The sequence below is a fragment of the Lysinibacillus sp. A1 genome (genome assembly GCF_000801965.1).
Lineage (GTDB): Bacteria > Bacillota > Bacilli > Bacillales_A > Planococcaceae > Lysinibacillus > Lysinibacillus fusiformis.
This window is the reverse complement of sequence record NZ_JSZM01000011.1, coordinates 51,325-75,872: the sequence shown is the minus strand read 5'-3', so window position 1 is coordinate 75,872 and position 24,548 is coordinate 51,325. Positions and strand designations below refer to the sequence as shown.

The following is a 24,548-nucleotide window of genomic DNA, read 5'->3' as shown; positions in this document are numbered from 1 at the left end:
GCCCGAGATAGTTAATGACTATCTGGGGCCTTTGTTTTGGTTAGCTCAATAAATTCCTTGATGCTGGATACCGCGCTATCGATTTCTTCGAATGTATTAAAATAATGAGGTGAAAAGCGAGCCATTTTACGAATATGATTGCGCTCCATGATAGTATTAGCCATAAAAGTACCAGCTTCTATAATAATGCCTTGATCCGCTAAAAAATTAGTGACATCATCTGGAGCAAGTCCCTCAATATTAAACGGTGTAACCGGTAATCGATATTCGCTATTTTGTGGGCCATAGAGGACAATGCCTGGAATCATTTTAAGCTGCTCGATTAAATACTTCGTCAGCTGTTGAACACGCTCATATATTGGCTGCATACCAATCGCATTTGCGTAATCGATGGCCGCCCCTAACCCTAATATACTTGGAATGACAGGACAGCCTGGCTCAAAACGTTTAGCTGTTTCTACGAATGAGTACTCGTTGTTTTCATAATCCCAGTTCGTGCTACCCCAGCCGATCATGATAGGGGTAATAGTTGGAATCAAGGCTTGTCGTACATATAAAAGACCAGAGCCTTCTGGACCACGTAGCCATTTTCGCCCACTAGCAACTAAAAAATCACAGCCTAGCTCTGCCACATGGATAGGGAGTAAACCGACTGTTTGATTGGCATTCACGAACGTTAGCACGTTGTTTTGTTGGGCAAGCCGACAGATTTCCCTTGCTGGCTGAAGGGCACCTGCTGCGTTTGACATATGGGCAAAGGCTATTAATCTTGTGCGAGGCGTTATGAGCTGTTCAAGCTCTTGTAAGTCCACCATATAGTCCGCATTCGTTTTCAAAACTTTTAAGTGAACTCCTCGTTGCTGAAGGGCAAGCCAAGGTACATAATTACTTAACATTTCTGTATCAAGTACGATCACCTCATCATCTGATTGCCAATCTATGCCACCTGAAATATAATTAATAGCCATTGACCCATTTGGCACAAAGGCAATTTCCTCTTTTTTGGCACCGATAAATAAAGCCGTTTTTTCCCGAATTTGCTCTACCTGTTCATACGTTTCTTTACGAAAAGAAGGTAAATAAGGGCCGATACTCGCCTGTTTTTGAAGATAGCTTGTCATCACATTCACTACAGGCTGAGGCATGGCCGAAGCGGCAGCTGTATTCAAATATATATATTGCTCTAACAGGGGCTTATCCTTTTGAATGGTCATCATGTCTATCATTGCATTCACCAGCCTTATAAAATGATTAGTTCTTTTGAAAAGGTCATTAAATTCTCGTAACCATTGTTCGTAACTATGAGATTATCTTCGATCCGAACCCCGGCAACATCCTGTATATAAATCCCGGGCTCCACAGTAAATGTCATGCCTTCTTCTAACACAAGTGAGTTACGTTGCATTAAGTAAGGTTCTTCGTGAGCGCTCAAACCAATGCCATGACCAAGTCGATGTGTGAAATAGTCACCATAACCACCATCCCGAATAATTTCTCTTGCAATGCTATCTAGGCTTTGGGCAGTCATACCTGGCTTAATTGCTTCTATTGCTGCTTCATTGGCTTGTTTAACAAGGTTATAAATGTTTTGTAACGTTGGAGATACATCTCCTAAAGCTACTGTTCTAGTCATATCAGCCACATAGCCCTTATAAATAGCACCAAAATCAATGACAATGAATTCGCCTGCTTTTATTTTTTTTGTGCTTGCTCTGCCATGTGGGAGTGCACCACGATAACCGGAAGCAACAATAGTGCCAAAAGGTGTTCCTTCTGAGCCACGACGTCTCATTTCATATTCCAATTGAGCTGCTACTTCCATTTCTGTCACACCCACTTGAATCGTCGGTAAAATAGCCGCAAGACTTTCCTCCACAATTTGTACAGCCTGCCGCATGTAGGCTAGTTCTTGTTGATCTTTTTTCATGCGTAATTCGCGAATGGACTCGCCAATATCAGATAAGTTTACATATGTAAACATGTCAATCGATTGCTGTTCATGGACACGCATAGTGTCAAATTCTACACCAATGGTCTGCAATGTTCCCATTTCCTTTTTTAGTCGCTGAATCACCTGTGTAGGCCCTTCCTCATCGGAATAGGATAAAATAACGCCACCATTGCTAAGATCAACTTTATTGAGTTCTACTTGTGGCAAAAGAAAATATAAATCATTAGTAGCCGTTATAACAGCAAATGTTAGCCGTTCACTTTGCTTTAGATGAAGACCAGTAAAATATCGCATATTTGGCCCTGGTACCAAAATAGCTATATCCACGTGCTGCTGCTGCATACGGGAAACTAACTTCTCTCTTCTTGTTTGAAACATAGGGCGATTCCTCCTAAAGGTAAGCAATAATAAGTTGGTAAAACGTTTCTAATATAGAGACGTTGTATCTTAAAAATAGTATAAATCAACAATAATGAATTTTCAATTTATTAAAGCGGAGAAACATACAATAGAAAAGGGAATGAAATAACAAATGTGGGAATAGTTTGGGGTAAATAAAGTAAATACTAGTGTACGTCTTTTTTTCGTCTAATATGCATATAAGTAGACTAGATAAACTTTTTTCCAACTTAATACGTCAAAAAGAGGGGCAAAATTGTTAAGCAAGAGAGGACTAACGTATGGAAAAAAACATGAAACGCTCTAAAGAGAAAAAGAGCAAGAAAAAATTATGGCTGTGGATCGTTGGTAGCCTACTAACTATTTTTTTAATTTTTATAGGAACTGCCTACTTTACCATCCAAAAAACAATGAACAAAATTAATACACCACTTTTACAAACAACAGATGCAGCACAGCTAGAAGAAAAAACAGTGATTAAAAAAGAACCTTTCTCGGTTCTGATGCTCGGCGTAGATGAACGAAAAGATGATAGTGGACGTTCTGATACGATGATTGTGATTACTGTGAATCCAGAAAAGCAAACAATGAAAATGCTTAGTATTCCCCGTGATACTCGTACAGAAATTGTCGGTCATGATACCGTTGATAAAATTAATCATGCCTATGCTTTTGGTGGCGTTCCAATGGCTGTAGATACGGTAGAAAACTTTCTAAATATACCGATTGATTACTATGTGTTTATTAATATGGAGGGCTTTTTACAAATTATCGATACGCTTGGTGGCGTGACAATTAACAATGATATGGAGTTAACCTATGACGAATATCATTACCCAAAAGGAGAAATCACATTAGATGGTAATGAAGCACTTATTTTTTCCCGTATTCGTTATGAAGATCCACGAGGAGATTTTGGACGTCAAATTCGACAACGACAAATTATTGAAGCGGTTATGAAAAAGGCCTCAACTCCGTCTACATTATTAAAGGCAACAGATATGCTGACGGTTTTAGGCGATAATGTTCGCATGAATTTCTCAGTAAAAGAGCTTATTCAGCTTCAAGGTATTTATAAGAAAATGGATAAGGGTATTGAGCAATTATCATTTGAACAAGGTGATGGTGAAAGGATTAACCGCATTTGGTATTACATTCCGAACGAGGAAGAGCTTCAAAAAATACAAGCCGATCTAAAAAACCATTTACAAAGCAAGTAAGCTTTTGCTTACAATACGTATAATATATATGTAAAATTTTTGGCCATGAAGGGAGGGAGATGAATGAATGGGAGGACCCAGGTCCTTAGGTATACAGCTCTTAATCATTGCATGCAAAGCTATGTACCTAAACGCAAAATGCGAAGAAATCCAGTCCGATCCACAATTAGAGGCCTACAAATATTATGTTTAAAATTATTTATGTAGTGCATAAAAAATCATTCATGTAGGGTGCATGCCTAGTTGAATGATTTTTTTTGACATGAATCATTTTTCTATATTTCTTGAAATATCTGAAAATTCGTTGTATACTGACATTAGAAATGGTTCAAAGGAGTGATTGTGATGATTATAGGCACAATTTTATTAGCAATTGCATTACCAGTGGGTATCGTATTAGCAGTAGATTTATTGAACGAGCAGCAACAGGTTGCTCCACAATCTAACCATTCTTAATTGGCAAATAAACTAAATCAGATATTTCTAGACAATGCTACATAATAGCCTTGTCTATTTTTTATGGCGAATGAAACAATTTGTGTGATTCATTCGTCAATGAAGTATAGAAAATGTTATACTATTAAAAAAACAGTATCGGGGAATGAACATGCAAGAGGAAAAAACAACAAGCTTTAAAAAAGAACTATTATCCTACATCAAAATTATTGTCATTACAGCAATTGTCGTGTTTGGCTGTAAGCAATTTTTATTTGCGCCTATTAAAGTACAGGGGGCATCGATGTACCCGACCTACCATGATAAAGATGTGATAATTGTAAGTAAAACAAGTAAAATCGAACGTTTCGATCAAATTGTTTTTCAATCACCTGTAGAAGATGAACTATATATTAAACGTGTCATTGGTGTACCAGGTGATAAGGTGGAAATGAAAGATGATGTATTGTATGTGAATGGCAAAGCCTACAAAGAAGATTACGTCAATCGTGAAACAGATGATCCTAACCAATTACGCATTACTGAAAACTTTACATTAGAGCAATTAGTGAATGAAAAAGAGGTGCCAAAGGGCATGTATTTTGTGCTAGGAGACAATCGCCTAAAAAGTAGTGATAGTCGTCATTATGGTTTAATTTCAGAGGATGCTGTTTATGGCGAGTCGAAATTAATCGTCTATCCATTTAAGCATTTTCACGTTGGCTCAAAATAAGAAATGATGAAGAGGCTACTTTAATAGTGGCCTCTTTCTCTTTATTGGATGGTACATCTTTACATAATTTATAAGAGGGATAATAAACACAAATCATTGAATTTTCAACGGTTTCTTTAATAGGGGTTTGATTACTTCTTATGGGAGAACTGAGAGCTGGTTCTTCGATTGTGAGTTCTTCGGCTACTAATTCAACACCATAAAATAGTAATAAAAAATAGCATACAAATCCTACTATTCGCAAACAATCACCTCGTAAAATAGTTATTGTATGTTATTATGTATGGTCGAATTCATCAAAATATAAGCAAAAAATCGAAATTTTTCTCTCGAGTAAACGAAATTTTTATGAAATGAACTCTATGAAAAAAAGGTATTGTCAATAAATTTTTCATGTGCTACTATAGCTAAAGTAAATATTTGAACTGTATAACCTCAATAATATGGATTGAGGGTCTCTACCAGGAACCATAAAATCCTGACTACAAAACTTTGTTTCATTTTTGTAGTCAGGATTTTTTTATTTTGATGCAGCCCATGATGTTGATATAGAAATGTCTGCTGAATCAAGCTCATGTAGCCTCAAACATATGTTACAGATTTTGCAGTAGAGCTAATGTGGCAAGTTCTTCTACAAAATCTGGACAGGGATATCATGGCTGATGAAAAATCTCCTATAAAAGTGAAAATGTAACGAAGGGGAGATTTCAATGAATTGGAGAGTTTATATTCTTGCGGTGACTACCTTTGCAGTAGGTTTAGTTGAATTAATCGTAGGTGGAATCCTACCAAATATTGCAAAGGATTTGAATGTTTCTTTAGCAACAGCAGGGCAATTAATCACTATTTTTGCACTTGTTTATGCGATTTCAGCGCCTGTTCTACTATCTTTGACAGCTAAGGTAGAACGAAAACGCTTATTCCTTATATCCTTATTTATTTTTACATTAGGTAATTTAATGACCTTCTTTAGTACAACGTTCACCGTTGTCCTAATTGCCCGAATTTTTACAGCGATGAGTACAGCATTAGTCATCGTTCTATCATTAACGATTACAACGAGAATAGTAGAGCCTAGACACCGTGCGAAAGCATTGGGGCTTGTTTTTATGGGCGTAAGTTCTGCACTTGTTATCGGTGTGCCAATGGGAATTTTTATTACGGAAGCTTTCGGTTGGAGAGCCGTATTTTTAGGCATTAGTATTCTTTCAACAATCTCAATGGTTTTAATAGCTTTGTTATTAGACAAAATGCCAATCGGGGAAGTCGTACCACTGAAGAAGCAAATGAAATCATTGGCGAATTTAAAAATCCTTACAGCACAATTAACGACTTTGTTTATGCTAGCAGGTCATTATATGCTCTACGCATATTTAACACCCTTTTTAGTAGAAGCCTTTGATATGAATGCTTCATGGATTAGTATTTGTTATTTAATATTTGGTATTGCCTCTGTCAGTGGTAATGCTGTAGGTGGTTGGGTGAGCGATAAAATCGGGACAAATAAAGCCCTTATTTTAATCGTCTCTACATTTGCGCTTGTCTTGTTTTGTATCCCTTATACAGTCATTGCCTTACCGGTCTTTTTACTGTTTACCGTTTTATGGGGAGCATTGAGCTGGGCTTTAACACCGCCATTACAAAATTATTTAATTGAAGCAGATCCTCAATCATCCGATATACAGCAAAGCTTAAATACCGCTGCGCTTCAAATCGGGATTTCCATCGGCTCAGCGCTGGGTGGTGCCGTATTTGCCTTTACTGGATCTGTCATGCATTTAGCAAGTTTCGGAACTCTATTAGTTCTCTGTGCTTTAGGATGTGCTATCTTCTCCATTAAAAGAGCGCCTGTCTCACATGAGCATTCTGCGGATTACTCATCAGCGCAGCATCATTCATCATAAATGGTGAAATTATCCAAAAGTAATCCTGCTATAGCAGGATAATAGCAGCCTGATAGCGAATGTAAGGATAGAGGAGGTTGGTAATAGATGCAAGTAGATTTAACCGATTTTCAAAATGCCAAAGTCATTGCGACGATTGATCAAACTTTTTATAGAAATGTAGGTGCTATCATATTATATGAAGAGGATTCACACACATTATCTGTACGAAAATTGACTCGGAAAACAGTCGATCATTTTATACCAACAGACGAACTCGAACACTTTACATTTGCCTCTCATGCAGATGCCATTAAGTTCACGCACAAGCTTACGCGCATGAGTGCCTTGGATTACTTATTAGTGGCCCATAAAGAGAGACCCATACAATCATAACTGCTTTTATAAGCATTGGGAAAGTAAGCCATTCCCAGTGCTTTTTTTTGTCTAAGTGAATCTATTTGAGCTTTCTCTATAAAAATTAATTTCTCACTAGTTTATTATCATACTCTAGTTAACTATGGAATAGATTGTTGTAGTTAATGAATTTCACACAGACTGATGAAGTTTGAGATTTTATGGTGCCTATTATTTTCCAGAAAATAGTATGTGACCTTTAAATCTTGTGAATGGAAGGAGAACCCTATGACTGAATATCATCAACAATCGTCTACTGAAGTCATGAAGATATTGAACGTCACCACAGAAGGCTTGACCGATGGGGATGTTCAAAAGAGGCAAGAAGTCTATGGCTATAACGTATTAGAGGAAGGTAAAAAGACTAGTACATGGGCTGTTTTTATGGGCCAATTCAAAGATTTATTAGTCATTATTTTATTGGTCGCTGCCTTCGTTTCCTTTCTACTTGGAGAGGTAGAAAGTACAATTGTCATCATGATTGTTGTTTTTCTAAATGCTATTTTAGGCACGGTGCAGCATGTTAAAGCTGAACAATCTTTAGACAATCTGAAGGCGCTAACCTCGCCGATTGCCAAAGTAATGCGTAATAATCAGCTTATGGAAATTCCCTCTGAGGAAATTGTGGTGGGGGATCTTCTAATGCTAGAGGCTGGCGATTACATCAATGCAGATGGCAGACTATTGGAAAGTCATAATTTGCATATCAATGAAAGTTCTCTTACCGGAGAATCAATTGCCGTTGCCAAAAGTACTGACCCTATTCGAAAAAACAATGTTACGATTGCCGATAAGAAAAATATGGTGTATTCAGGTAGCTTCGTGACCAATGGACGAGGCATTGTAATGGTTACAGCTATCGGGATGCAGACTGAAATCGGGAAAATTGCTAATTTACTCGATACGGCTAAGGAAAAGAAAACACCTTTACAAATTAGCCTGGATCAATTTGGTGAAAAATTAGCATTAGGTATTACAATCATTTGCTTAGCCATTTTTACAATTGATCTGATTCGTGGACGAGCATTAGTAGAATCCTTTATGTTTGCGGTATCTCTAGCTGTCGCAGCTATTCCTGAGGCTTTGAGTTCCATCGTTACAATCGTCTTAGCATTTGGTACACAAAAGATGGCGAAGGAAAATGCCATTATCCGTAAGCTTTATGCGGTAGAAAGCTTAGGAAGTGTATCTGTAATTTGTTCTGATAAAACGGGTACTTTAACAGAAAATAAAATGGTTGTACAGGAAGTTTTTGTTGATCAGAAAAAAATTCCTCATGATTGGCTAAACCCAACAAATTTAGTGGAAAAAGAACTGATGGTAAAGGCACTTTTATGTAGTGATGCTGTCGAGCGTGATCACAAGGAAATTGGTGATCCGACAGAAATAGCGCTTGTGAAATTAGGAAAGCATTATGGCTTAGATGAATTGATGATTCGCGAGCAATATCCAAGACTAGCTGAAATTCCATTTGATTCGGCACGAAAGCTTATGAGTACTGTAAATAAAATAGATAAACAGCCTGTTATGATTACTAAAGGGGCATTGGATGTTCTCTTGCCTAAAGTGACTAGAATAAAAACGGCAACAGGCATTTTTGAAATGACAGCTCAGCATCGCCAAAAAATCGAAGCGGTCAATCATGATTTTTCGAGGAATGGTTTACGGGTGATAGCCATTGCCTACAAAGATGTTTTACCGCAGCAAACAATTGATACAAGAGTAGAAAGAGATTTAATATTTGTTGGCTTAGTGGCTATGATGGACCCACCAAGAAAAGAGTCCAAAGAAGCTGTAGAAAATTGTATTAAGGCAGGCATTAAGCCAGTTATGATTACGGGTGACCATAAAATTACGGCTACAGCGATTGCCCAACAAATTGGGATTTTAAAAAATCCAGAAGAAGCCATTGAAGGACATGCTCTCGAAAAATTCACAGATCAAGAGCTACAGGAAAAAGTAGATGATTATTCTGTGTATGCGCGTGTTACACCTGCTCAAAAGATTCGTATCGTCAAAGCGTGGCAGGATAAGGGTCATGTTGTCGCGATGACGGGGGATGGCGTCAATGATGGGCCAGCACTGAAACAAGCAGATATCGGGGTGGCAATGGGAGTGACTGGGACGGAGGTCGCAAAAGATGCCTCGTCAATGATTTTAACAGATGATAATTTTTCTACGATTGTTAAAGCGATCGCCAATGGTCGTAGCATCTATACAAATATTAAAAATGCCATTTTGTTCTTATTATCAGGAAATGCGGGTGCTATATTTGTAGTGCTATATGCCACAGTACTCGGCTTACCTGTTCCTTTTGCACCCGTCCATCTATTATTCATCAACCTATTAACAGATAGTCTTCCAGCAATCGCAATCGGATTAGAGCCGAATAATAAGAAAACGATGAAGGACAAGCCTAGAAATGTTCATACGCCTCTATTAAATAAATCGTTTACGACACAGGTGGTGCTAGAAGGAATTTTAATTGCCATCTCTACCATCATTGCTTTTCAAATTGGATTATCAACTGGCGATACATTAACGGCAAGTACAATGGCGTTTACAACACTTTGTTTATCAAGATTAGTGCATGGCTTTAATTCCAGAGCTAAACAATCGATCTTTACGATTGGTGTCTTTTCGAATAAATATGCATGGATTGCATTTTTAATCGGTGTCCTAAGCTTGCACATTGTATTGTTTATGCCAATGCTAACAACGGTTTTTGAAGTGGCTCCATTAACAATTGCCCAATTAGGCTTTATTTATAGTCTATCCGTGTTACCGTTCCTCGTAAATCAATGGTATAAGCTCCTGTTTGTAAGAAGTCGATAGAAGAGAATTGAATGTTAAAACCACCTACATATAACGAGTAGGTGGTTTTGCTATTGTTTAATAGTAAGCTTAAAATGTACAAAAAACACACTATTAAAAGTAGATTTAATAATGTGCAATGTAATAAACGATTAGATCGTTCAGCCAACCATTTTTATTGGGCTGGTGCTAGAAGCCAGCCTTTAATTTTACTCAGTTCAATCAATTTAGACCCAAGTATAGCATAGCGAATATGGAGTTCCCCATATTTGGCAAGATGCTTTTTCTTTACTGACAGTTCCAATGCTTGGCTTACAGCAAGTAATGAGGAAGCAATATTCATAGATAAAATGGCACTAATTTCACTATCATTAATGATGGATTTTCCACGTATATCCGTCATTTTCATTTTACTGTAGGCCATAGTTGCAGTGGGGGCAAGAACCCCATTTTCCTTTAATAATAATGTCAGCTGTTTATTTTCCTCTTTTAAACATTGAATGAATTCCAAAATCATAATCTTTAATTTTTTATCTCGGGTATGGTTAAAAAAGGCATGGCTTGAAGCAATATAGCTTTGATTGACACCGAGCTGCGACCAAAGCCTAAACATCTCCTTAAATTGTAATGATGCTAGTTTGTCATTTATCATCGTTATTGTGACACTTCCTAACTCCTAGTATTTATCTAAGATTAGGATGGAACAGTTTATGACATTCTATTCATCTTTTACAATAAAAGTTTAATACAAGTGGCATTTTAATAATAGGTGCCATACGGATACATATTTGGGGAAGGGTAATGGTATGGATATGGATATGGGTATGGGGTTGGGTATGGACATGGTTTCATGGATGGCTTCTTGTGCTTGCATGAAGAATTATCGGTTGCCGATTCCACTCGATTACAGCCTTTTGGTGGCCCAATATAAGTAGATGGAACAATCGGTGCAATGGTTTTCTTCCATTGTTCCTCATCTAAACAATAGGTATGCGCCATAATATTGGCAGGTGTAAATTTCAATATATCGGAGCCTAAAATTACCTCTGGTGTTGGAGCGTCAAAGATAGCAAGTAAATGGGTGTTATCTTCTGTGGCAATCTCATAATGCCACCAGCCTTGTGGGATATTGGCTACTTGCCCAGGCTTAATCGGGTAGTTTTGAAGTTTTTTTGTAAAGGGATTTAATAGGGAAACCGTTGCTGCACCAGAAATACAATAGACAAGCTCAGCTGCATTTTGGTGATAGTGTGGCTCAATGACATTGTCTTTACTTAAAAAAATATCCAGTAAAGATGTATTTTCTAATGTATTTAATTGTTCTACGCCAAGGATATTAATGTAATTTCGTGCATCTTTTTTAAAAAGCGTACTTTTGTTGACATCAAATTTGAACTCTGCAGAAGGCGATGTATAATCGACATTTGTGTTAATACTTACATCCTTTCTCACTAAAATTGTGATATTCATCATCATCACAGATTATGATTGAAATGTTTATAGACTTATACAAATGCCTAGCGTTCGTTTAGAACTCTTAGCAAGCTTGGACTAGAGGAATTGTATTAAATTACCACTCCTATTAAAGAACATATGTGCGTATAATAAAATAGAACATATGTTTTGTTTTGGGGACGGCGTGGAAGTCTTAGCAAAGCAGACATGACTGTCAATGTTGAAATTTTCTCGCAAACGTCCCCCATAACTAAGCTGAAAGGGTGAGACAAGATGATGAAAGATCGAGGAGCTATGAAATGGACATCGATGATGCTTCCAGAGCATTTACTGCTTTTGAAAAAGTGGAAGCAAGAGGTACTGACAGAACCACCACGGGAACGTGCAGAATGGGAACTGGAGGAATTACAGCAAACCATCACACGTGCATTAACAGGACGTAACTATATTATGTTAACTATTTGGGAAGAGGCTAATTTTGTGCAATATGGTGGCATTATTAAAGAGATGAATGAGATGGAACTATTGCTAGAAACGATTACAACAACGAAACATATTGCAATGAAGTATATTTATGCTGGCTATATTGAGGTGGATGGCAATAGTGGTATTTAATGCAAAATCGAGAGGGTGAATTTAGTGCCTAATAATGAAGGGTACGAATGACAGCGGATGACAAAGTCACTCATTTGAACATCGAAAATGAGTGACTGTCTCCTTAAAGGTGCAATTGCATCACTATTTGCTCACCAATTGGTCCCATTCGTCTTTCACCATTATCTTCAAAACCTACATTGAGATACAAATTCTGCGCAGCAATGTTTTTGTGATTTACCACTAACACTACTTCGTTAAATTCTTTAAATTCATGCTTGACAAAGTCAGCCAGTAAAAGCATTGCTTTTTTTGCATAACCCTTACCTTGCTGTTTATGATCCATAGATAAAGCGGTAAGTAACATCGCCTGTGGATTGCTAGAGTATTCCTGTACTCTTTCAGTTGTATGAAGTACGAAAAAACCAACAGGTATTTTATTACTTAAAATCACAATAGGGTACTGTCCCACTTTTTCGATAGTAATCTCTTTTGGTAAGGCAGTAAATTGGTGCTGTTCTACGGGCAGTTCAAACTCATTTAACTGGTCTGCATAGTCTTCTGAAAAATGTACTAATTCAATGTTAATTGTGTCTTGCATAAACAAGCCTCCTTTTTTATTATTGTATATGCAGAACAAACGTTCGTCAAGAAGGCTTGTTTAATAATCAGGCAAGCTGGCGTTCTTTTGCTTTATAAATTACCAAAAAATAAAATAAAAGAAATACTCACAATTAGAATCAGTGTTAAAGCCATTGTCACAATACCCCTCAGCAAGGTCGCTAAATTCCTGACATCTTTCATTCCGACAACACATAGGTAGAAGCATACGATTGACAATAGCAATGTTAGTGTCAATGGGTGAAGGTGGACATAGGTGACAAAAAAGTCTTTTAAGGAACCGGACAGAAAAAATAATAGGATGCAACCTAAAGATAAAATAAAGGACCAAAAATTTAAATTAATGCCCATTTGTTTTCCTCCTCTCTACTAAAACGATAGTTCTAGAAATTCTATAATAGAGTAAAAGGATGCAAAAAGAGGCCACTTGGATGAAAGTGACCCCTAGAACCAATAAAGGAGTGTCATGTAAAGTAGAAAGAACTTTACAATACTATTATTATGTTAAGTTATCATTTGGAGATAGTTATCTATCTTCTATGGTGTAAGAAATATATTTTATTATCTCATAACAGGTTAGAATTGGGGAAGGGGGAATAAAAAAGGCTTTAAGCTTTTTCATCATTAAAAATAAACAGAAGCTAAAGCCTTCATATGACCATTAGCAAATGAAGCTTGCACCAACAATCATGAGAAGAATGAATAGAACAACGATGAGCACGAAAGTTGAGCTGTTACCACTGCCATCATTTCCGCCACAATGAAATTACCTACATTTCCACAGTATCCCACAAAGGATACTCCATCTCTCCATATCAATTGTATGTATAAGATTCAAATGGAGGAGCGATCATCATCCAAGTGACTATTATTAAATGGTGCCATCAAAAAAACATCCTACACGGATGTTTTTAATATAACGGCTGCTGCATTTGACAAGGTGGAAAACCATTAACATCTTGAATCATATGAAAATCATACTGCTTTAAAGCAAATTGGCTTTGATACAAATATTCGAGAACAAGAAGCTTCCCACCTGAAACGCCACAAAGAACACCAGATGTTCCTTGCCCATTCGTCAACGAAACACCGACCGGTTGCCCGATTAAATAGTAAATTTTATGTTGCCAAGGCACTATTGCCACTCCCTTCAATATAATTATATGAATGTAATGGTCAAAGGTGTATAGGGGAATGCCTAAGGTGGAATCACTTTAAAAGTGGACTATCAATTACGTCATTCATATATTGGTTTATATGCTATAATGTGGATATAAAAGGGTGTTTTGAAAGGGTGATGATTGCGTGAGGAAATATATGATGTTTGCATAGCAATAGCTATGGCAATAAAAATATTGAACATAGCCGTTGCTTTTCCTAAAAAAATCTACACATTTAGGAGTGCAACATGAGCTATAAAAAAGCAAAGCATATTTTACCTGAAGAGTTGTTAGCGGCCATTCAAGAATATATTGATGGAGAATATATTTATATCCCACGGAAAGAACAACATAAAATGAGCTGGGGATCTCGTACCACTATAAAAGCTGAATTGGATTTGAGAAATGCCAATATTTATCATGATTTTTTATCTGGAATGGTTAGAGAAACGTTAGCTGAAAAGTATTATTTATCACTAAAGAGCATCCAGAGAATCATTTTAAATGAAAAAAGAAAAGCAGCAAATCAACAGTCATTGCGGTTTTAAATCGCGATGGCTTATTTTCTTTTATGAAGGAATATTGAGGTTTGATCAAAGTTAATAATCAGCTATATTACAGGTATAACAAGAATTACCAAAGGGGAGAGAGCTATGAATTTTACAGAATTATTGGGTATGTCATTTCCGACCATCCAAACAGAACAAATTCGATTAAGAAAATTAAAACGAGACGATGCGCCATCATTATACAATTATTATTCTAATGAAAACGTCTATCGTTATTTGGATTGGAATGGTCCAGAATCCATTGAAAGAAGTATTGAGGTTATTCATTTTTGGAATGAGGGCTTCGAAAAAGGCTGGATAATTCGTTTTGCTATTGCTGATAAAATGTCAGATGAGGTGATAGGCACTATATTTTTAAGTGAATTTGAAGGTAAACGGGCTGAAATAGGTTATGAGTTATCAGAAAAATATTGGCATAAGGGTATTATGTCAGAAGCTATGAATGAAGTATTGGCAATTGGATTTAATCAGTTAGGGTTAGTGAGGATACAAGCCATTGTTGCTGAAGAAAACATAGCATCAAGGAAGTTATTAACCAAATTCAATTTTAAAGAAGAGGGCTATTTAAGACAATATGAATGTCATAGTGTGACTGGCGAATGTAGAGATATGTTGATTTATTCTTTACTACGGAAGGGATAACAGCGTAGAGAAAGCCGATAGAAGAGTATTATGATCGCCAAAAACTACGATGTAAAGCTGGGATAGCGTTGAACAAAAACATCTTGGGGGCGATGTTAAAGTTGCTATCCCGCAATTAATGTATGTTGTTATAGTTATGAACATAACCACTGTCAATAAATTGCAAAGTAAATGAAATAAAGAGGCAAAGTTGAATCGTTAACATCTTTTTTGAACCATCTATAAAAAATCTGAAAAGAGCAATTAAAAAAACTCAGCATACAATTACATGTTGCCTGAGTTTTCTTTACGAGCTACGAATGGGTGGATTCTCCGCCATCCACATGTAAAACCTGCCCCGTTACATGTCTAGAATCATCCGACGCTAAATAAACGAATGTAGGGGCCACCTCAAAGGGCTGTGCCATTCGGTTAAAAAGATTTCCTCCGTGCAATGCGTTTTCGTCAGAGGAAAAACTGGAGGGAATCAGTGGTGTCCAAATACGACCTGGGGCAATAGCATTGACGCGAATCTGCTTTTTAGCCATGCTCTTGGCTAAAGAACGAGTCCAGCCGACGACAGCTGCTTTTGTGGCAGAGTAATCGATTAATAATGGCTCCCCAGCATAAGCTACAACTGAAGCGGTACCAATGATGGAGCTACCAGCCTGTAAATAAGGGAGGGCTGCTCTAGTCGTATAAAAATGCGAATAAATATTAAGCTTAAACGTTTCATCGAATTGTTCATCTGTAATGTCAGTCAGGTCATTTTGTTGAAACTGAATGCCAACATGGTTACATAATATATCTAAGCGTCCAAACGTATGAATGGTTTCATAAACAATCTCTGCACAATGTTTTTTTTCACGGAGATCCCCAGGAAGGAGTAAACATTTTTTTCCTAGTTCCTCAATTCTATTTTTAGTTCGAGTAGCGTCCTCATGCTCATCTAAATAAGCAATTGCTACATCGGCCTCTTCTTTCGCAAAGGCAATCGCAGCAGCTGCACCCATCCCACTATCACCCCCAGTAATAAGGGCAACTTTCCCTTTTAATTTTCCACTACCTTTATAATGAGGGTTTTCAATGATAGGCTTCGGCACCATTAAGCTTTCGAGACCTGGTTGACGAAGCTGCCTTTGTTCAGGTTGGGTAAGAGGTACTTCTTTATATTGCGTAATCTTTCCATAGACAGGATATTGAGGGTATGGATCTTCTTTTTTATTGTCCTCAAACCATTTTTGATAAAAACGAATTTGTTCCATTAAATCTTGTTTATCTTGAGCTGGCCCGTCACTTGGTTTGTTAATAACCAATCCCTCCTTTTCAACATATACTATGATTGATTACCTTCGTATGTTAAAGCAAGAAAAAGACCATAATCGCAGGGGGATTGTTAGAATGGAGATTGAATTTTTCCCAGAAGTGACACGGTTACTAGAAAATAACGTATATCAATTAAACATTCATTATTTAAATTACAGCTGGTTTACACCGAGTATTGGTGTTAGACCCCCATATTATTGGCATCCCATTTACGAACCTTATTATCCATTAGGATAAAGGAATCTATGAGCTCATGTTTTGATCGAGCTCATTTTTATTTTGTTATAAAAGAGGAATTAGACATAACAGCATCGATGGCACAAGTGTGTAGGGGGATCAATATAATAAGTATGCGATCGTTGAATCTTGATGTTTAGGAGTGACACTAGGAAATGTTCATGACCGCTATATGGGTAACGTTCATTTTTGGCAGTTTTTCATATATAATGTTGAAATATCCTCATGATGTTTTAAAGGTAAGCCCCTTTTCAAGCGGATTTGCGGAAAGCCCATTATTAAAAATCTACATCCAGTTTGTAGGATGGGTATTTGTATTACTGATCATTGGTGTTTGGACCGATGCCTTCATTCAATGGCAGCTTCTATAAAGTTTTTAAAAGATGAAAAATGCAGAATATTATTCCAATTTGGTGATTTTTTGCTTATTATTAAATTGGAGGTGGTTAGTAGATGTATAGTAATACTGCAAATATGCTAAAACAAACTACAAATCTTATAAATTCATTGAATAAATTAAAACAAAATCTGACCTTTGTAAAATCATATGCCACTAGCGATAAAATATTGGCTATCTATTTTTTTAGTAATGCATATAGTGACTTTAATTTATTCAAAACTATTTATCTATCTGTAACACCTGGCGATCAAAAAATTGATGAATTCTTACAAGAGTTTGAAAAATTCTTTGTAGAAGTAAATAAATACTTACAGTTTATTTCTGAAGATAGTATGGAGGATCAATTGCATAAAGAAATAATGCTTTCGATCAATGAAACAGAAATGTATTTATTAAATTTATTAGATATTTATAGATAAATGTTTAGACATTCCTATAAAGGAGTGTCTTTTTATTACGATAAACGTAAACGCAGTATAAGCTAACGTTATTTTTTGCCTTAATCTAAACTATTAACATTATTTGAGATACTATTAACATTCCTCAATATTGTTTCTTGGATTTATGCATATAATGAAAAGTAGGGGAAATAAGTTTTAAGATCTAGCGCTGACGGATCGCCATATGCGATGAAAGTCGCCCGTATGGTGAAGGCTCGTTATAAAACTTAAAGAAAGAGAAGGATAAGACGAGAATAGCACAGTAGTAAATTCTGCAAAAAACACAAATGGGCCAGTGATTGCTGTAGTATTGAGCGGGACACATATCCCATTACCTAACGATCAACAGTTAACTAATGTTGCAGTGAATGGAGCAAATGATACTTTCACGATTCAACAATCAGGAACTTATGAACTTGAGTACGATGTTTTTTTCACTACACCACTTTTAGTATCTTCTAGAATACTTTTAAATGGGACTGAACTTCCAGATAGTGCGATAAATCCAGCTACGGGTACAGATTCTCTAACTAAAAAAACCACTGTAAATTTGAAGGCTGGAGATACTTTAAGTTTGCAATTATATGGTCTTTTAGGTGCGGTTATATTAGTTTCCGGTGATCCGTCTAAAGCTACGTCATTGAGCATATCAAAGAAATAAATTATACAAAGGACGCTCATATTAAGTGTCCTTTCAGATTGTAGACAAACTCAATGAATATTGAGTTTGTCTACAATCTTTTTTCTTTTACACCGGTGATTTTGTCGATATTGCAGGAGATCTTTCACTTTTATTGAATTTATTATAGTAAGAGGCGGTGTATATAAGGTGAATGCAATAAGAAATGAAAAAGTATTTACTACTAATCTAAAAGAAGCTTATGAATTTGCTCATTACTTATTCCTAACTAAAGGCGTTGGTAATATCGAGATAGAGCAAATTGAAGAAGATTGTTATGTGAGATTCACAATGGAATATAGTCACGAATTAGGTAAACAAATATGGAATATAGTTGAGCAATTCAATCTTGAAAGTTTAGTCTTTTACGGTGTGTTTTGGGACGTTTTACGGGGGTACATAACTGAATGAAGTTTAAACAATAAGCCTCTGCACGTAATTGTGGTGGCCTTTTCTTATGCAAAAAAAGGTGTTTATATGCAAAGTATTCCTTTAAGAATCATTGACGATGAATTTTATCTACTAGGGGAAGTGGATCGATACCCTTCCATTCAAATAGGTATATCATGGTCAGTATTGAAGAGCTAAAGCTTCAAATCAATCGTTATCTACCTTGCTGGCAAATTAATCAAAGGTACTATCATTCTCCCTTAATATCAAATAGACCAAGCATACATCATCAGGCACCGAGAAATAGAGCAAGATTAAAACGGCAAGCAAAAGATTGAGGTAGTTTTGATAATGATAAACAAACGTTCATACGTTTAGCTGAGGTGTGAGATTGATGCTTTAAAGTATGAGTTGAAGAAGTAAACACAGCATAAGCTAGCGTTTTATTATTGTTTAAAAATGATAGAGTCCATGAAAATGGAAGGTTAAGATTTCTTTACCTTGCCAAAATTCTATTGATTTAATTTAGAAAAAAAATTAAGATGTTGACGGGGAAATAAGCACTAGTTATACTGCTGACGGATCGCCGTATGCGATGAAAGTCGCCTGTATGGTGAAGGCTCGTTATAAAACCTGAAAGGAATAAAACGAGAATAGTGGACCAATAGTAACACCAATGCCTAATCTTAATTGGATATCTTTGGATGGTGGCTCTACAGGTGTAACGAGCGACATTTTAACTGTGACTGCAGGTAGTACACATAGTATTAGATTTGATTTTTTACCTTTAACTCATCCACTTACAAATGGGACTGTAGTAATAACTGTTGAAGGGTTGACTATTGATACAGACGATATTCATACTATCAATTCCGGGTGGACACAAGTTCCAGCTTCCGTAATTTCTGGTAATGGTACAACAGCAACATTTACAAACGTTAACGAACCTCTAAATTCTTGGCTAGCATTCCAACTTAATGGTGTGACTGTACCTTCTATCTCTGGAGATTATCTGGTATCAGTAAGCCTTGATGTAGATGGGTCTGATACAGAATATGCTCCTTCTGATAGTAAAACTATAATACTTAGAGTAGTAGAGTAACACATCGTTTTATCAACTTAGGTGGGATTTTTTTATTATCAATAGAGGAAATATTTATCTCATGCCTTCCACAGAATAATTGTGGGGGGCTTTTATTAAACGCTATGAGGGCAATTGAGAAGAACAACGGTACAAGTTACTGAATCTCGATGCTTCTCATGGCTTTTTATTTTAGGGCAAAGGTTCGGTGATGATATGGAAGGGCAATCGTATGTAAGTGTTGCTGAACACAATATGCTGAAAGAAAAAGTAAACGTTCATGAGGTTCGAAACTCTATAGCTGAAACAACATCAACGATATGAAAGATGATTTAACTGCAATTAAATCCAATACAACCTGGATTGTTCGCCTAATTATTGGTGGAATTGTTACTGGGGTCATTACTGGAGCAATCGGAAAAATTTTTGCAGCAAATAAAATGTTATAGGAGGAAATACAAATGAAAATAAACTGGAAAGTACGTCTACAACATAAATAATTTTGGGTGTCATTAATCGCATTATTACTAGTGCTCGCTAATCAAACAGCGGGCATGTTTAATGTTGATATTACGATTTACAATGCACAAATTACAGCCATTTCAGAGACTGTATTAAGCATTTTAGGTTTACTTGGTATTGTTATCGACCCGACTTCAAAAGGTACCTCAGAGCAAGCATTGGATTATGACAAACCAAAGGGTGATAAATAATGGTACAAATCAGACAACATTTAGTGTCGGCAGCCGTTGCTATTAAAGTAACAGGAGGACGTAAAAACACTCGTAGAAAAATATGTATCCATGAAACTAACAATACCAAGAAAGGTAGTGGAGCAGACAACCACGTTCGGCTGTAAGCTAACGGCAATAGTCGTCAAACAAGTTGGCATTGGTCTGTGGATGACAAAGAAGCTGTACAATCATTTACTCACGATTGGCAATGTTGGGCGGCAGGTAGTACAAAGGGGAATAACGAAGCAATCCATATCGAGATGTGTATGAATGTTGACGGTGACAATCAATGATGTGTTACAACACAACTTTTACAGCGGAAAAAATTGTCCTAGGGAGATGCGTTCCACAAGTGCGCCCATTCCGTGGAGCAGCTTTTTACAAATGTTTAAATCAAATCTGCAACCTTCTATCCCAAATAATATTGAAAAAGATGATGATAAAATACAATTTACAAATGACACAACTAAAGCTGCTGTACGTGATTACATTAAACAATCAGTTGATAAAAATAAAATCGATAAGTCATGGCTTGATAAATTCGATCAAGGTACGATGACAAGTGGTGATTTTGAAGGTTTGAAAATCATTATTGCTCAGCGTATTAATGAAAAGTATTAACCTACATTTGTTATTTGATGAAATATATGTTTAAAAATGTAATAAAATGAATAATAATTAAGTCGATTATATTGTTTTTAAAATAGGATAATTAATCTATTAATATCACTTTGGAGGATTACTATGAAAAAGATTTTAATGATAGTATCAGCAACTATAGCTATACTATTTAGTTTCTCACTTCTAGATATCGAGGGAAACAAAGCTAAAGCAGCTACTATTGGAGAACAATTAAAGGAACCGGAGATTGGTTGGAAAAGATACGACGATTCTCATGAAGCTATTATAAAAAAAGGATACTCAACTGCGAATCCGGGTGATTATTATAACGGTAGTTATTCTTATACACCTGCAAATGATAAACCTGTATTATTTGATTTCACAGGAGAAAAAGTTGGAATTATTGTGCGTAAATGGAACACAAGTAATTATTACGCTGAAAAAGTAGAATTGGTTATAGATGGAGAAGTAAAACAAACATTTTCTATACATGGACCCACTCAAAATCAGACGTTAATAGCTGAAGTAACAGGTTTAGAAAATAAAAGACATAAGGCAATAATCCGTGTAGCAGAAGGTTATACGAAAGGTATAAATTTAGATGCAATAGACATTGATACTAATGGTACACTTATTCACCCAGATACAGAAGGAATTGTTGAATCATTAAAACTAAACAAAGAAACACTGGTACTAACAATAGGTTCTAGTGAAACTTTAGTAGCAACAATTGAACCAGAGAATGCAATAAACAAAAACGTTATATGGACAAGCAGCGATTCAGAGATTGCTTCAGTGGATGATAATGGCAATGTAATAGGGAAGAAAGCTGGTAAAGTAACGATAACTGCCACGACTACAGATGGAAGTAACTTAACAGCAACAGCTGAGGTTACAGTAAAAGAACCTGAAACTGGAGAAATTGGCACTAGAGCAATTTTAAGACTTACTATGACTAATAAAGATATTCATGAGTATGATTTATCTTTACCAGAAATTGATCAGTTTATGAATTGGTTAGATGGTCGTGAAGTTGGACAAGGGAAACCGTACTATAAATTTAAATTAAATGTAACGACTGGAAATATTATTTCAAGAACAGAGTATATTATGTATGACAAAATTGTTAGTTTTACTGTTGATAATTATAAATAATAGTCATCTCTATAGATTAAATAAATAATTTAATCAAGGCTAATTGCATAGGATCTTTCTGACAAAGCCCAGGTACTCAATAAAATTTGAGCCTGGGCATTTTTATTATGATTATCTGCAAGTCAATTTACTGTCAATAGATATTTTAGTACAAATTGTTAATTTATGATTACAAAATGATTAGTAACTAAATTGTAATTAAGGTCAAACAATATGTTTACAAAACGTTCGAAATGAAACTTTAGTATCGAAAAATTGATTAAGGACCGCCAAAAAAATGGCGTTTTGAAGGCGTAATGTGGCGGTTATTGTAAATTTTATGTAAATTTCACGCCAAAAGATGGCGTGATTCAACAATTGAAGTGGAAAAGTTTCCAATGATAGGATAATAGTAAATCGAGGGAATTTAATTTACTATAGTAAGTTTAAACAAAGTTTTGGAGGAAAATTAATTATGAAAAATAACCTATTTAAAGGTTTTATCTTTATGTTAAGCTTTATGTTAGTATTTAGTGTAATGTCACCAGCACTTGCAAATGCTAGTGAACTTCAGGAATTACCAATTAATGATTCTTTAAATCACGAAGAAACTGGTTTTGATGAGCTCGATTTTGATGAATTAACTAATAATTTCCTACTTGGAATAGGAGATTTTGAAAACCCTCTTTCTGATGAAGAGTCTTTAACAATATTCAATAATAAAATTCTGGAAAACCAATATTCAAATGATCATCCCTCTGTAGAGCAATTCAATCTTTTTAGACTTGCGTTTTCAGTAGTGAGAAGTGGCGTTAATTACGTAGTGAAAGTGACTAGTAAAGGTAATAAAATAAAGGATGTAAGAAACGGGAAATTAGAAGTAGATGTAAATAAACATATAAATGCTAAGAATAGATTTAAAGATTATGGAGATATGGATAAGTTAATTAAATATATTGTTGAAGATATTAGACGTGTTGATGAAGGTAAATTAATAAAAGATGGCCATAATTCAATTAAAACTTTTTATGGTGATAAAAAGTTAGAAATTCGTTTTTATGTAAAAGATGGCAAGCTACAGTCTTTCAACGCTTTCCCTGATCATTCAAAGAAAGAAGCCGGAAATGTAATTTGGTTAGTTCCACAATCTTAATTTGTAATTGAGGTGTTTTTTATGGAAGAAATTACTTTAAACGATTATATTGTAAAAATAGATAGAGAAAAAACTATTAAATTATATAAAGAACTTCCGAAAGTTTCCGAAAAAGCTCATTGTGGTTGCGAGGATTGTCAACTTTTTGCTATGCAAATTCTAAATACGAGTCCAGATGTTTTGAAATTCTTTGAACAATTTGGTGTTGATCCTACAAAAGAAGCAGAAGTTTGGAGAGCTATTCCTAATGAAGATGGCTTTGATACTTATACTGCAGATTATCATTTTATAGGCGTTATTCAAGGTACAGATGATTTAGATTGGATTCAAATAGGAGAAGCATCCTTTGGGCTTGCAAACCATGATGGAGATTTACCAAGTCCTATGATTCCGAGTACTTTTTCAAAACCAATAGTAGAATTAGCAGTGAGAATAACAATGCCACATGTGAAGATGTAATGTAATAAGCTTAATTATCGCAAAAGCTATTGGAAAACGTCACGGTCAAGTTTTAGAAGAGTGGATTGGATTATCTATCCTGAAAGGGACATGGGAGATCGAGTTGCCAATCAACTTCTTTCACCAAACACTCTTGATTATATTGAACTTTCTAAGGATCATAATAATATAGAAGGAACTATTATCCCTTCAAAAATGGTTGGCAAGAACTTAAAAGAGCTGAACATTCGTGCTAAATTCAATGTTAGTGTAATCGCAATTATTAGAACTGGAGATATTATCGTATCTCCATCCCCTGAGGAATTATTGCAACGAGAAGATCTATTAGTAACTATTGATAAAAGAAGTGATTTAGCAAGGTTCTCAAGTTTAAATGACTAAGAGAACATGTTGATTTAGCTTAGGTATATAATATAGCAAACAAAAAAATCAGGCGCTCGAATGAGTACCTGGTTTTTTATTTAAATTATTTATCACAAGCTAATCCGTCACCATCTCTATCTAGTTTTTAGCTTGATTGCTTTAGGTGCTTTTTCTTTCTTTTGTGGTATTATTTTTTCTGGAATGCCAAAGATGTTCTCTAATTCATTAGCAAAATTTTTTGTGGCATCATCGCTGTTTAGTTTGACTTTTATCGCATTCTTTAGATGAGTAAACACAACTTCTACAGATAAAAATTTTCTATTTACAATTAGGTTACTAGCATTCAGATCATAAGAAATGCGATTCTTCTTTTTCTTATTTTTTTCGGGTGTAATTATCCTTTTTGAGGTTAATAAGTATAAGAAGAAAGTTGCTTTTTTCCAACTTGTGGTTGCAGAAATAATTTTTTTATCACTCTCGATATGAGACGAGGGGAATTCAATATCTTCTTCAACAAGTGAAATCACCTGTTTACCAGCCCGCTTTAAATAATCTCTAATTTGTTCTTGTAAATTCAATTCCATTTCCTCCTTCCTAATACATGTTGGCAATACAATAAAATTGTATCAATACTGGTATGAGTTGTAAGTGATAACTGG

Annotated in this window: 34 protein-coding genes, 2 pseudogenes and 1 riboswitch; of the genes and pseudogenes, 25 read left to right on the top strand and 11 right to left on the bottom strand. The window is 35.6% G+C overall.

The genetic code is table 11. The features are described from left to right. Positions 1-11: 11 nt before the first annotated feature. Positions 12-1,226, bottom strand: a complete 1,215-nt coding sequence (locus PI85_RS08125; protein WP_036126603.1) for an aminotransferase class V-fold PLP-dependent enzyme — start codon at positions 1,224-1,226, stop codon at positions 12-14. A gap of 14 nt (positions 1,227-1,240) precedes the next feature. Then, a complete protein-coding gene (locus tag PI85_RS08120; protein ID WP_036126600.1) occupies positions 1,241-2,329 on the bottom strand; it encodes a Xaa-Pro peptidase family protein in 1,089 nt (362 codons plus the stop codon). A gap of 302 nt (positions 2,330-2,631) precedes the next feature. Here PI85_RS08120 and PI85_RS08115 point away from each other — a divergent pair, with 302 nt between their 5' ends. The 3 genes from PI85_RS08115 (at position 2,632) to lepB (ending at position 4,738) form a co-directional block, all read left to right on the top strand. After that, a complete protein-coding gene (locus PI85_RS08115; RefSeq protein ID WP_036126598.1) occupies positions 2,632-3,570 on the top strand; it encodes an LCP family protein in 939 nt (312 codons plus the stop codon). A 345-nt stretch (positions 3,571-3,915) separates the two neighbouring features. Then, on the top strand, positions 3,916-4,026 hold the full coding sequence (locus PI85_RS08110) for a hypothetical protein (protein WP_008178501.1): 111 nt from the start codon (positions 3,916-3,918) through the stop codon (positions 4,024-4,026). A gap of 151 nt (positions 4,027-4,177) precedes the next feature. Continuing rightward, the gene (gene lepB, locus PI85_RS08105; RefSeq protein ID WP_036126595.1) at positions 4,178-4,738 is read left to right on the top strand and encodes a signal peptidase I; all 561 of its coding nucleotides are present in this window, start codon (positions 4,178-4,180) and stop codon (positions 4,736-4,738) included. Here lepB and PI85_RS08100 read toward each other — a convergent pair. Next, positions 4,710-4,982 carry a hypothetical protein gene (locus tag PI85_RS08100; protein WP_036126594.1) on the bottom strand — a complete coding sequence of 91 codons (273 nt, stop codon included), beginning with the start codon at positions 4,980-4,982 and terminating at the stop codon, positions 4,710-4,712. The two genes, lepB and PI85_RS08100, sit on opposite strands and share 29 nt — an antisense overlap. A 161-nt stretch (positions 4,983-5,143) precedes the next feature. Then, positions 5,144-5,243, top strand: a riboswitch (purine riboswitch). Between the two features lie 205 nt (positions 5,244-5,448). Here PI85_RS08100 and PI85_RS08095 point away from each other — a divergent pair. The 3 genes from PI85_RS08095 to PI85_RS08085 all read left to right on the top strand — a co-directional run bounded on the left by PI85_RS08095 (position 5,449) and on the right by PI85_RS08085 (position 9,873). Next, positions 5,449-6,642: an MFS transporter gene (locus tag PI85_RS08095; protein ID WP_036126592.1), complete on the top strand. Its 1,194-nt coding sequence runs from the start codon at positions 5,449-5,451 to the stop codon at positions 6,640-6,642. 87 nt (positions 6,643-6,729) lie between these two features. Beyond that, positions 6,730-7,017, top strand: a complete 288-nt coding sequence (locus tag PI85_RS08090) for a hypothetical protein (protein WP_036126591.1) — start codon at positions 6,730-6,732, stop codon at positions 7,015-7,017. 249 nt (positions 7,018-7,266) lie between these two features. Further along, complete coding sequence (locus PI85_RS08085; protein ID WP_036126590.1) at positions 7,267-9,873, top strand: cation-translocating P-type ATPase; 2,607 nt, start codon at positions 7,267-7,269, stop codon at positions 9,871-9,873. 154 nt (positions 9,874-10,027) lie between these two features. Here the strand turns inward: PI85_RS08085 and PI85_RS08080 are convergent, their stop codons facing one another. Together PI85_RS08080 and PI85_RS08075 are read right to left on the bottom strand one after the other, a co-directional pair. Further along, entirely contained in the window at positions 10,028-10,504 is a 477-nt protein-coding gene (locus PI85_RS08080; RefSeq protein ID WP_036126589.1) for a DUF3231 family protein, read from the bottom strand. A 107-nt stretch (positions 10,505-10,611) separates the two neighbouring features. Next, complete coding sequence (locus PI85_RS08075) at positions 10,612-11,328, bottom strand: cupin domain-containing protein (RefSeq protein ID WP_042737451.1); 717 nt, start codon at positions 11,326-11,328, stop codon at positions 10,612-10,614. Positions 11,329-11,580: 252 nt separating this feature from the next. On the opposite strand from PI85_RS08075, the gene PI85_RS08070 reads away from it, so the two are divergent. Continuing rightward, positions 11,581-11,922, top strand: a complete 342-nt coding sequence (locus tag PI85_RS08070; protein WP_036126587.1) for a YolD-like family protein — start codon at positions 11,581-11,583, stop codon at positions 11,920-11,922. Positions 11,923-12,025: 103 nt separating this feature from the next. Here the strand turns inward: PI85_RS08070 and PI85_RS08065 are convergent, their stop codons facing one another. From PI85_RS08065 to PI85_RS08055, 4 genes and pseudogenes are all read right to left on the bottom strand, one after another. Further along, entirely contained in the window at positions 12,026-12,502 is a 477-nt protein-coding gene (locus PI85_RS08065; protein ID WP_036126585.1) for a GNAT family N-acetyltransferase, read from the bottom strand. Between the two features lie 92 nt (positions 12,503-12,594). Next, positions 12,595-12,873 (bottom strand): hypothetical protein, encoded by a 279-nt coding sequence (locus PI85_RS08060; protein WP_036126583.1) that lies wholly within the window; start codon positions 12,871-12,873, stop codon positions 12,595-12,597. Positions 12,874-13,183: 310 nt separating this feature from the next. Next, a pseudogene (locus PI85_RS25210) lies at positions 13,184-13,288 on the bottom strand (YjcZ family sporulation protein); the annotation flags it as partial. Between the two features lie 145 nt (positions 13,289-13,433). Continuing rightward, positions 13,434-13,658 carry a hypothetical protein gene (locus PI85_RS08055; protein ID WP_036126581.1) on the bottom strand — a complete coding sequence of 75 codons (225 nt, stop codon included), beginning with the start codon at positions 13,656-13,658 and terminating at the stop codon, positions 13,434-13,436. Positions 13,659-13,930: 272 nt separating this feature from the next. On the opposite strand from PI85_RS08055, the gene PI85_RS08050 reads away from it, so the two are divergent. Both PI85_RS08050 and PI85_RS08045 read left to right on the top strand, forming a co-directional pair. Further along, the gene (locus tag PI85_RS08050; RefSeq protein WP_036126580.1) at positions 13,931-14,230 is read left to right on the top strand and encodes a CD3324 family protein; all 300 of its coding nucleotides are present in this window, start codon (positions 13,931-13,933) and stop codon (positions 14,228-14,230) included. Positions 14,231-14,335: 105 nt separating this feature from the next. Further along, positions 14,336-14,893 carry a GNAT family N-acetyltransferase gene (locus tag PI85_RS08045; RefSeq protein ID WP_081937109.1) on the top strand — a complete coding sequence of 186 codons (558 nt, stop codon included), beginning with the start codon at positions 14,336-14,338 and terminating at the stop codon, positions 14,891-14,893. Positions 14,894-15,186: 293 nt separating this feature from the next. On the opposite strand, the gene PI85_RS08040 is transcribed toward PI85_RS08045, so the two are convergent. Further along, positions 15,187-16,137 (bottom strand): SDR family oxidoreductase, encoded by a 951-nt coding sequence (locus PI85_RS08040; protein ID WP_036128063.1) that lies wholly within the window; start codon positions 16,135-16,137, stop codon positions 15,187-15,189. 136 nt (positions 16,138-16,273) lie between these two features. On the opposite strand from PI85_RS08040, the gene PI85_RS24650 reads away from it, so the two are divergent. The 16 genes and pseudogenes from PI85_RS24650 to PI85_RS07975 all read left to right on the top strand — a co-directional run bounded on the left by PI85_RS24650 (position 16,274) and on the right by PI85_RS07975 (position 23,907). After that, positions 16,274-16,435 carry a hypothetical protein gene (locus PI85_RS24650; RefSeq protein ID WP_176489624.1) on the top strand — a complete coding sequence of 54 codons (162 nt, stop codon included), beginning with the start codon at positions 16,274-16,276 and terminating at the stop codon, positions 16,433-16,435. Between the two features lie 155 nt (positions 16,436-16,590). After that, complete coding sequence (locus PI85_RS08035) at positions 16,591-16,806, top strand: hypothetical protein (protein WP_233301208.1); 216 nt, start codon at positions 16,591-16,593, stop codon at positions 16,804-16,806. An 82-nt stretch (positions 16,807-16,888) separates the two neighbouring features. After that, positions 16,889-17,254: a hypothetical protein gene (locus PI85_RS08030; RefSeq protein WP_036126578.1), complete on the top strand. Its 366-nt coding sequence runs from the start codon at positions 16,889-16,891 to the stop codon at positions 17,252-17,254. A 304-nt stretch (positions 17,255-17,558) separates the two neighbouring features. Beyond that, positions 17,559-17,936: pseudogene (locus PI85_RS08025) on the top strand (hypothetical protein); the annotation flags it as partial. A 168-nt stretch (positions 17,937-18,104) separates the two neighbouring features. Further along, the gene (locus PI85_RS08020; protein ID WP_036126577.1) at positions 18,105-18,365 is read left to right on the top strand and encodes a hypothetical protein; all 261 of its coding nucleotides are present in this window, start codon (positions 18,105-18,107) and stop codon (positions 18,363-18,365) included. Positions 18,366-19,020: 655 nt separating this feature from the next. Beyond that, positions 19,021-19,446 (top strand): hypothetical protein, encoded by a 426-nt coding sequence (locus PI85_RS08015; RefSeq protein WP_036126575.1) that lies wholly within the window; start codon positions 19,021-19,023, stop codon positions 19,444-19,446. Between the two features lie 114 nt (positions 19,447-19,560). After that, positions 19,561-19,749 (top strand): hypothetical protein, encoded by a 189-nt coding sequence (locus PI85_RS24645; RefSeq protein WP_036126572.1) that lies wholly within the window; start codon positions 19,561-19,563, stop codon positions 19,747-19,749. Beyond that, a complete protein-coding gene (locus PI85_RS25205) occupies positions 19,746-19,874 on the top strand; it encodes a hypothetical protein (RefSeq protein ID WP_200886560.1) in 129 nt (42 codons plus the stop codon). The genes PI85_RS24645 and PI85_RS25205 overlap by 4 nt, the downstream gene beginning before the upstream one ends. A 57-nt stretch (positions 19,875-19,931) precedes the next feature. Beyond that, the gene (locus tag PI85_RS08005) at positions 19,932-20,138 is read left to right on the top strand and encodes a phage holin (RefSeq protein ID WP_235318469.1); all 207 of its coding nucleotides are present in this window, start codon (positions 19,932-19,934) and stop codon (positions 20,136-20,138) included. Next, complete coding sequence (locus tag PI85_RS24415; protein WP_161792554.1) at positions 20,138-20,284, top strand: hypothetical protein; 147 nt, start codon at positions 20,138-20,140, stop codon at positions 20,282-20,284. Before PI85_RS08005 ends, PI85_RS24415 begins: the two co-directional genes overlap by 1 nt. A gap of 39 nt (positions 20,285-20,323) precedes the next feature. Next, complete coding sequence (locus PI85_RS24215; protein ID WP_144422576.1) at positions 20,324-20,452, top strand: N-acetylmuramoyl-L-alanine amidase; 129 nt, start codon at positions 20,324-20,326, stop codon at positions 20,450-20,452. Between the two features lie 46 nt (positions 20,453-20,498). Next, on the top strand, positions 20,499-20,780 hold the full coding sequence (locus PI85_RS24520; RefSeq protein WP_144422577.1) for a hypothetical protein: 282 nt from the start codon (positions 20,499-20,501) through the stop codon (positions 20,778-20,780). 123 nt (positions 20,781-20,903) lie between these two features. Continuing rightward, positions 20,904-21,935 (top strand): Ig-like domain-containing protein, encoded by a 1,032-nt coding sequence (locus PI85_RS23560; protein WP_052323494.1) that lies wholly within the window; start codon positions 20,904-20,906, stop codon positions 21,933-21,935. Positions 21,936-22,389: 454 nt separating this feature from the next. Continuing rightward, the gene (locus tag PI85_RS24850; RefSeq protein ID WP_225316151.1) at positions 22,390-23,067 is read left to right on the top strand and encodes a hypothetical protein; all 678 of its coding nucleotides are present in this window, start codon (positions 22,390-22,392) and stop codon (positions 23,065-23,067) included. Positions 23,068-23,088: 21 nt separating this feature from the next. Next, a complete protein-coding gene (locus PI85_RS07980; RefSeq protein ID WP_036126569.1) occupies positions 23,089-23,526 on the top strand; it encodes a hypothetical protein in 438 nt (145 codons plus the stop codon). 90 nt (positions 23,527-23,616) lie between these two features. Then, entirely contained in the window at positions 23,617-23,907 is a 291-nt protein-coding gene (locus tag PI85_RS07975) for a cation:proton antiporter regulatory subunit (protein WP_191967679.1), read from the top strand. A gap of 116 nt (positions 23,908-24,023) precedes the next feature. Here PI85_RS07975 and PI85_RS07970 read toward each other — a convergent pair whose 3' ends face one another. After that, a complete protein-coding gene (locus PI85_RS07970) occupies positions 24,024-24,467 on the bottom strand; it encodes a hypothetical protein (RefSeq protein WP_036126566.1) in 444 nt (147 codons plus the stop codon). Between the last annotated feature and the right edge of the window lie 81 nt (positions 24,468-24,548).

What these genes read in the sequence shown, in the direction of transcription:
- PI85_RS08125 (WP_036126603.1), bottom strand. Translation starts at nt 1,226, where the DNA reads ATGATAGACATGATGACCATTCAAAAGGATAAGCCCCTGTTAGAGCAA.
- PI85_RS08120 (WP_036126600.1), bottom strand. Translation starts at nt 2,329, where the DNA reads ATGTTTCAAACAAGAAGAGAGAAGTTAGTTTCCCGTATGCAGCAGCAG.
- PI85_RS08115 (WP_036126598.1), top strand. Translation starts at nt 2,632, where the DNA reads ATGGAAAAAAACATGAAACGCTCTAAAGAGAAAAAGAGCAAGAAAAAA.
- PI85_RS08110 (WP_008178501.1), top strand. Translation starts at nt 3,916, where the DNA reads ATGATTATAGGCACAATTTTATTAGCAATTGCATTACCAGTGGGTATC.
- lepB (WP_036126595.1), top strand. Translation starts at nt 4,178, where the DNA reads ATGCAAGAGGAAAAAACAACAAGCTTTAAAAAAGAACTATTATCCTAC.
- PI85_RS08095 (WP_036126592.1), top strand. Translation starts at nt 5,449, where the DNA reads ATGAATTGGAGAGTTTATATTCTTGCGGTGACTACCTTTGCAGTAGGT.
- PI85_RS08090 (WP_036126591.1), top strand. Translation starts at nt 6,730, where the DNA reads ATGCAAGTAGATTTAACCGATTTTCAAAATGCCAAAGTCATTGCGACG.
- PI85_RS08085 (WP_036126590.1), top strand. Translation starts at nt 7,267, where the DNA reads ATGACTGAATATCATCAACAATCGTCTACTGAAGTCATGAAGATATTG.
- PI85_RS08080 (WP_036126589.1), bottom strand. Translation starts at nt 10,504, where the DNA reads ATGATAAATGACAAACTAGCATCATTACAATTTAAGGAGATGTTTAGG.
- PI85_RS08075 (WP_042737451.1), bottom strand. Translation starts at nt 11,328, where the DNA reads ATGATGATGAATATCACAATTTTAGTGAGAAAGGATGTAAGTATTAAC.
- PI85_RS08070 (WP_036126587.1), top strand. Translation starts at nt 11,581, where the DNA reads ATGATGAAAGATCGAGGAGCTATGAAATGGACATCGATGATGCTTCCA.
- PI85_RS08065 (WP_036126585.1), bottom strand. Translation starts at nt 12,502, where the DNA reads ATGCAAGACACAATTAACATTGAATTAGTACATTTTTCAGAAGACTAT.
- PI85_RS08060 (WP_036126583.1), bottom strand. Translation starts at nt 12,873, where the DNA reads ATGGGCATTAATTTAAATTTTTGGTCCTTTATTTTATCTTTAGGTTGC.
- PI85_RS08050 (WP_036126580.1), top strand. Translation starts at nt 13,931, where the DNA reads ATGAGCTATAAAAAAGCAAAGCATATTTTACCTGAAGAGTTGTTAGCG.
- PI85_RS08045 (WP_081937109.1), top strand. Translation starts at nt 14,336, where the DNA reads ATGAATTTTACAGAATTATTGGGTATGTCATTTCCGACCATCCAAACA.
- PI85_RS08040 (WP_036128063.1), bottom strand. Translation starts at nt 16,137, where the DNA reads ATGGAACAAATTCGTTTTTATCAAAAATGGTTTGAGGACAATAAAAAA.
- PI85_RS24650 (WP_176489624.1), top strand. Translation starts at nt 16,274, where the DNA reads ATGGAGATTGAATTTTTCCCAGAAGTGACACGGTTACTAGAAAATAAC.
- PI85_RS08035 (WP_233301208.1), top strand. Translation starts at nt 16,591, where the DNA reads ATGTTCATGACCGCTATATGGGTAACGTTCATTTTTGGCAGTTTTTCA.
- PI85_RS08030 (WP_036126578.1), top strand. Translation starts at nt 16,889, where the DNA reads ATGTATAGTAATACTGCAAATATGCTAAAACAAACTACAAATCTTATA.
- PI85_RS08015 (WP_036126575.1), top strand. Translation starts at nt 19,021, where the DNA reads ATGCCTAATCTTAATTGGATATCTTTGGATGGTGGCTCTACAGGTGTA.
- PI85_RS25205 (WP_200886560.1), top strand. Translation starts at nt 19,746, where the DNA reads ATGAAAGATGATTTAACTGCAATTAAATCCAATACAACCTGGATTGTT.
- PI85_RS24415 (WP_161792554.1), top strand. Translation starts at nt 20,138, where the DNA reads ATGGTACAAATCAGACAACATTTAGTGTCGGCAGCCGTTGCTATTAAA.
- PI85_RS24520 (WP_144422577.1), top strand. Translation starts at nt 20,499, where the DNA reads ATGCGTTCCACAAGTGCGCCCATTCCGTGGAGCAGCTTTTTACAAATG.
- PI85_RS23560 (WP_052323494.1), top strand. Translation starts at nt 20,904, where the DNA reads ATGAAAAAGATTTTAATGATAGTATCAGCAACTATAGCTATACTATTT.
- PI85_RS24850 (WP_225316151.1), top strand. Translation starts at nt 22,390, where the DNA reads ATGAAAAATAACCTATTTAAAGGTTTTATCTTTATGTTAAGCTTTATG.
- PI85_RS07980 (WP_036126569.1), top strand. Translation starts at nt 23,089, where the DNA reads ATGGAAGAAATTACTTTAAACGATTATATTGTAAAAATAGATAGAGAA.
- PI85_RS07975 (WP_191967679.1), top strand. Translation starts at nt 23,617, where the DNA reads ATGGGAGATCGAGTTGCCAATCAACTTCTTTCACCAAACACTCTTGAT.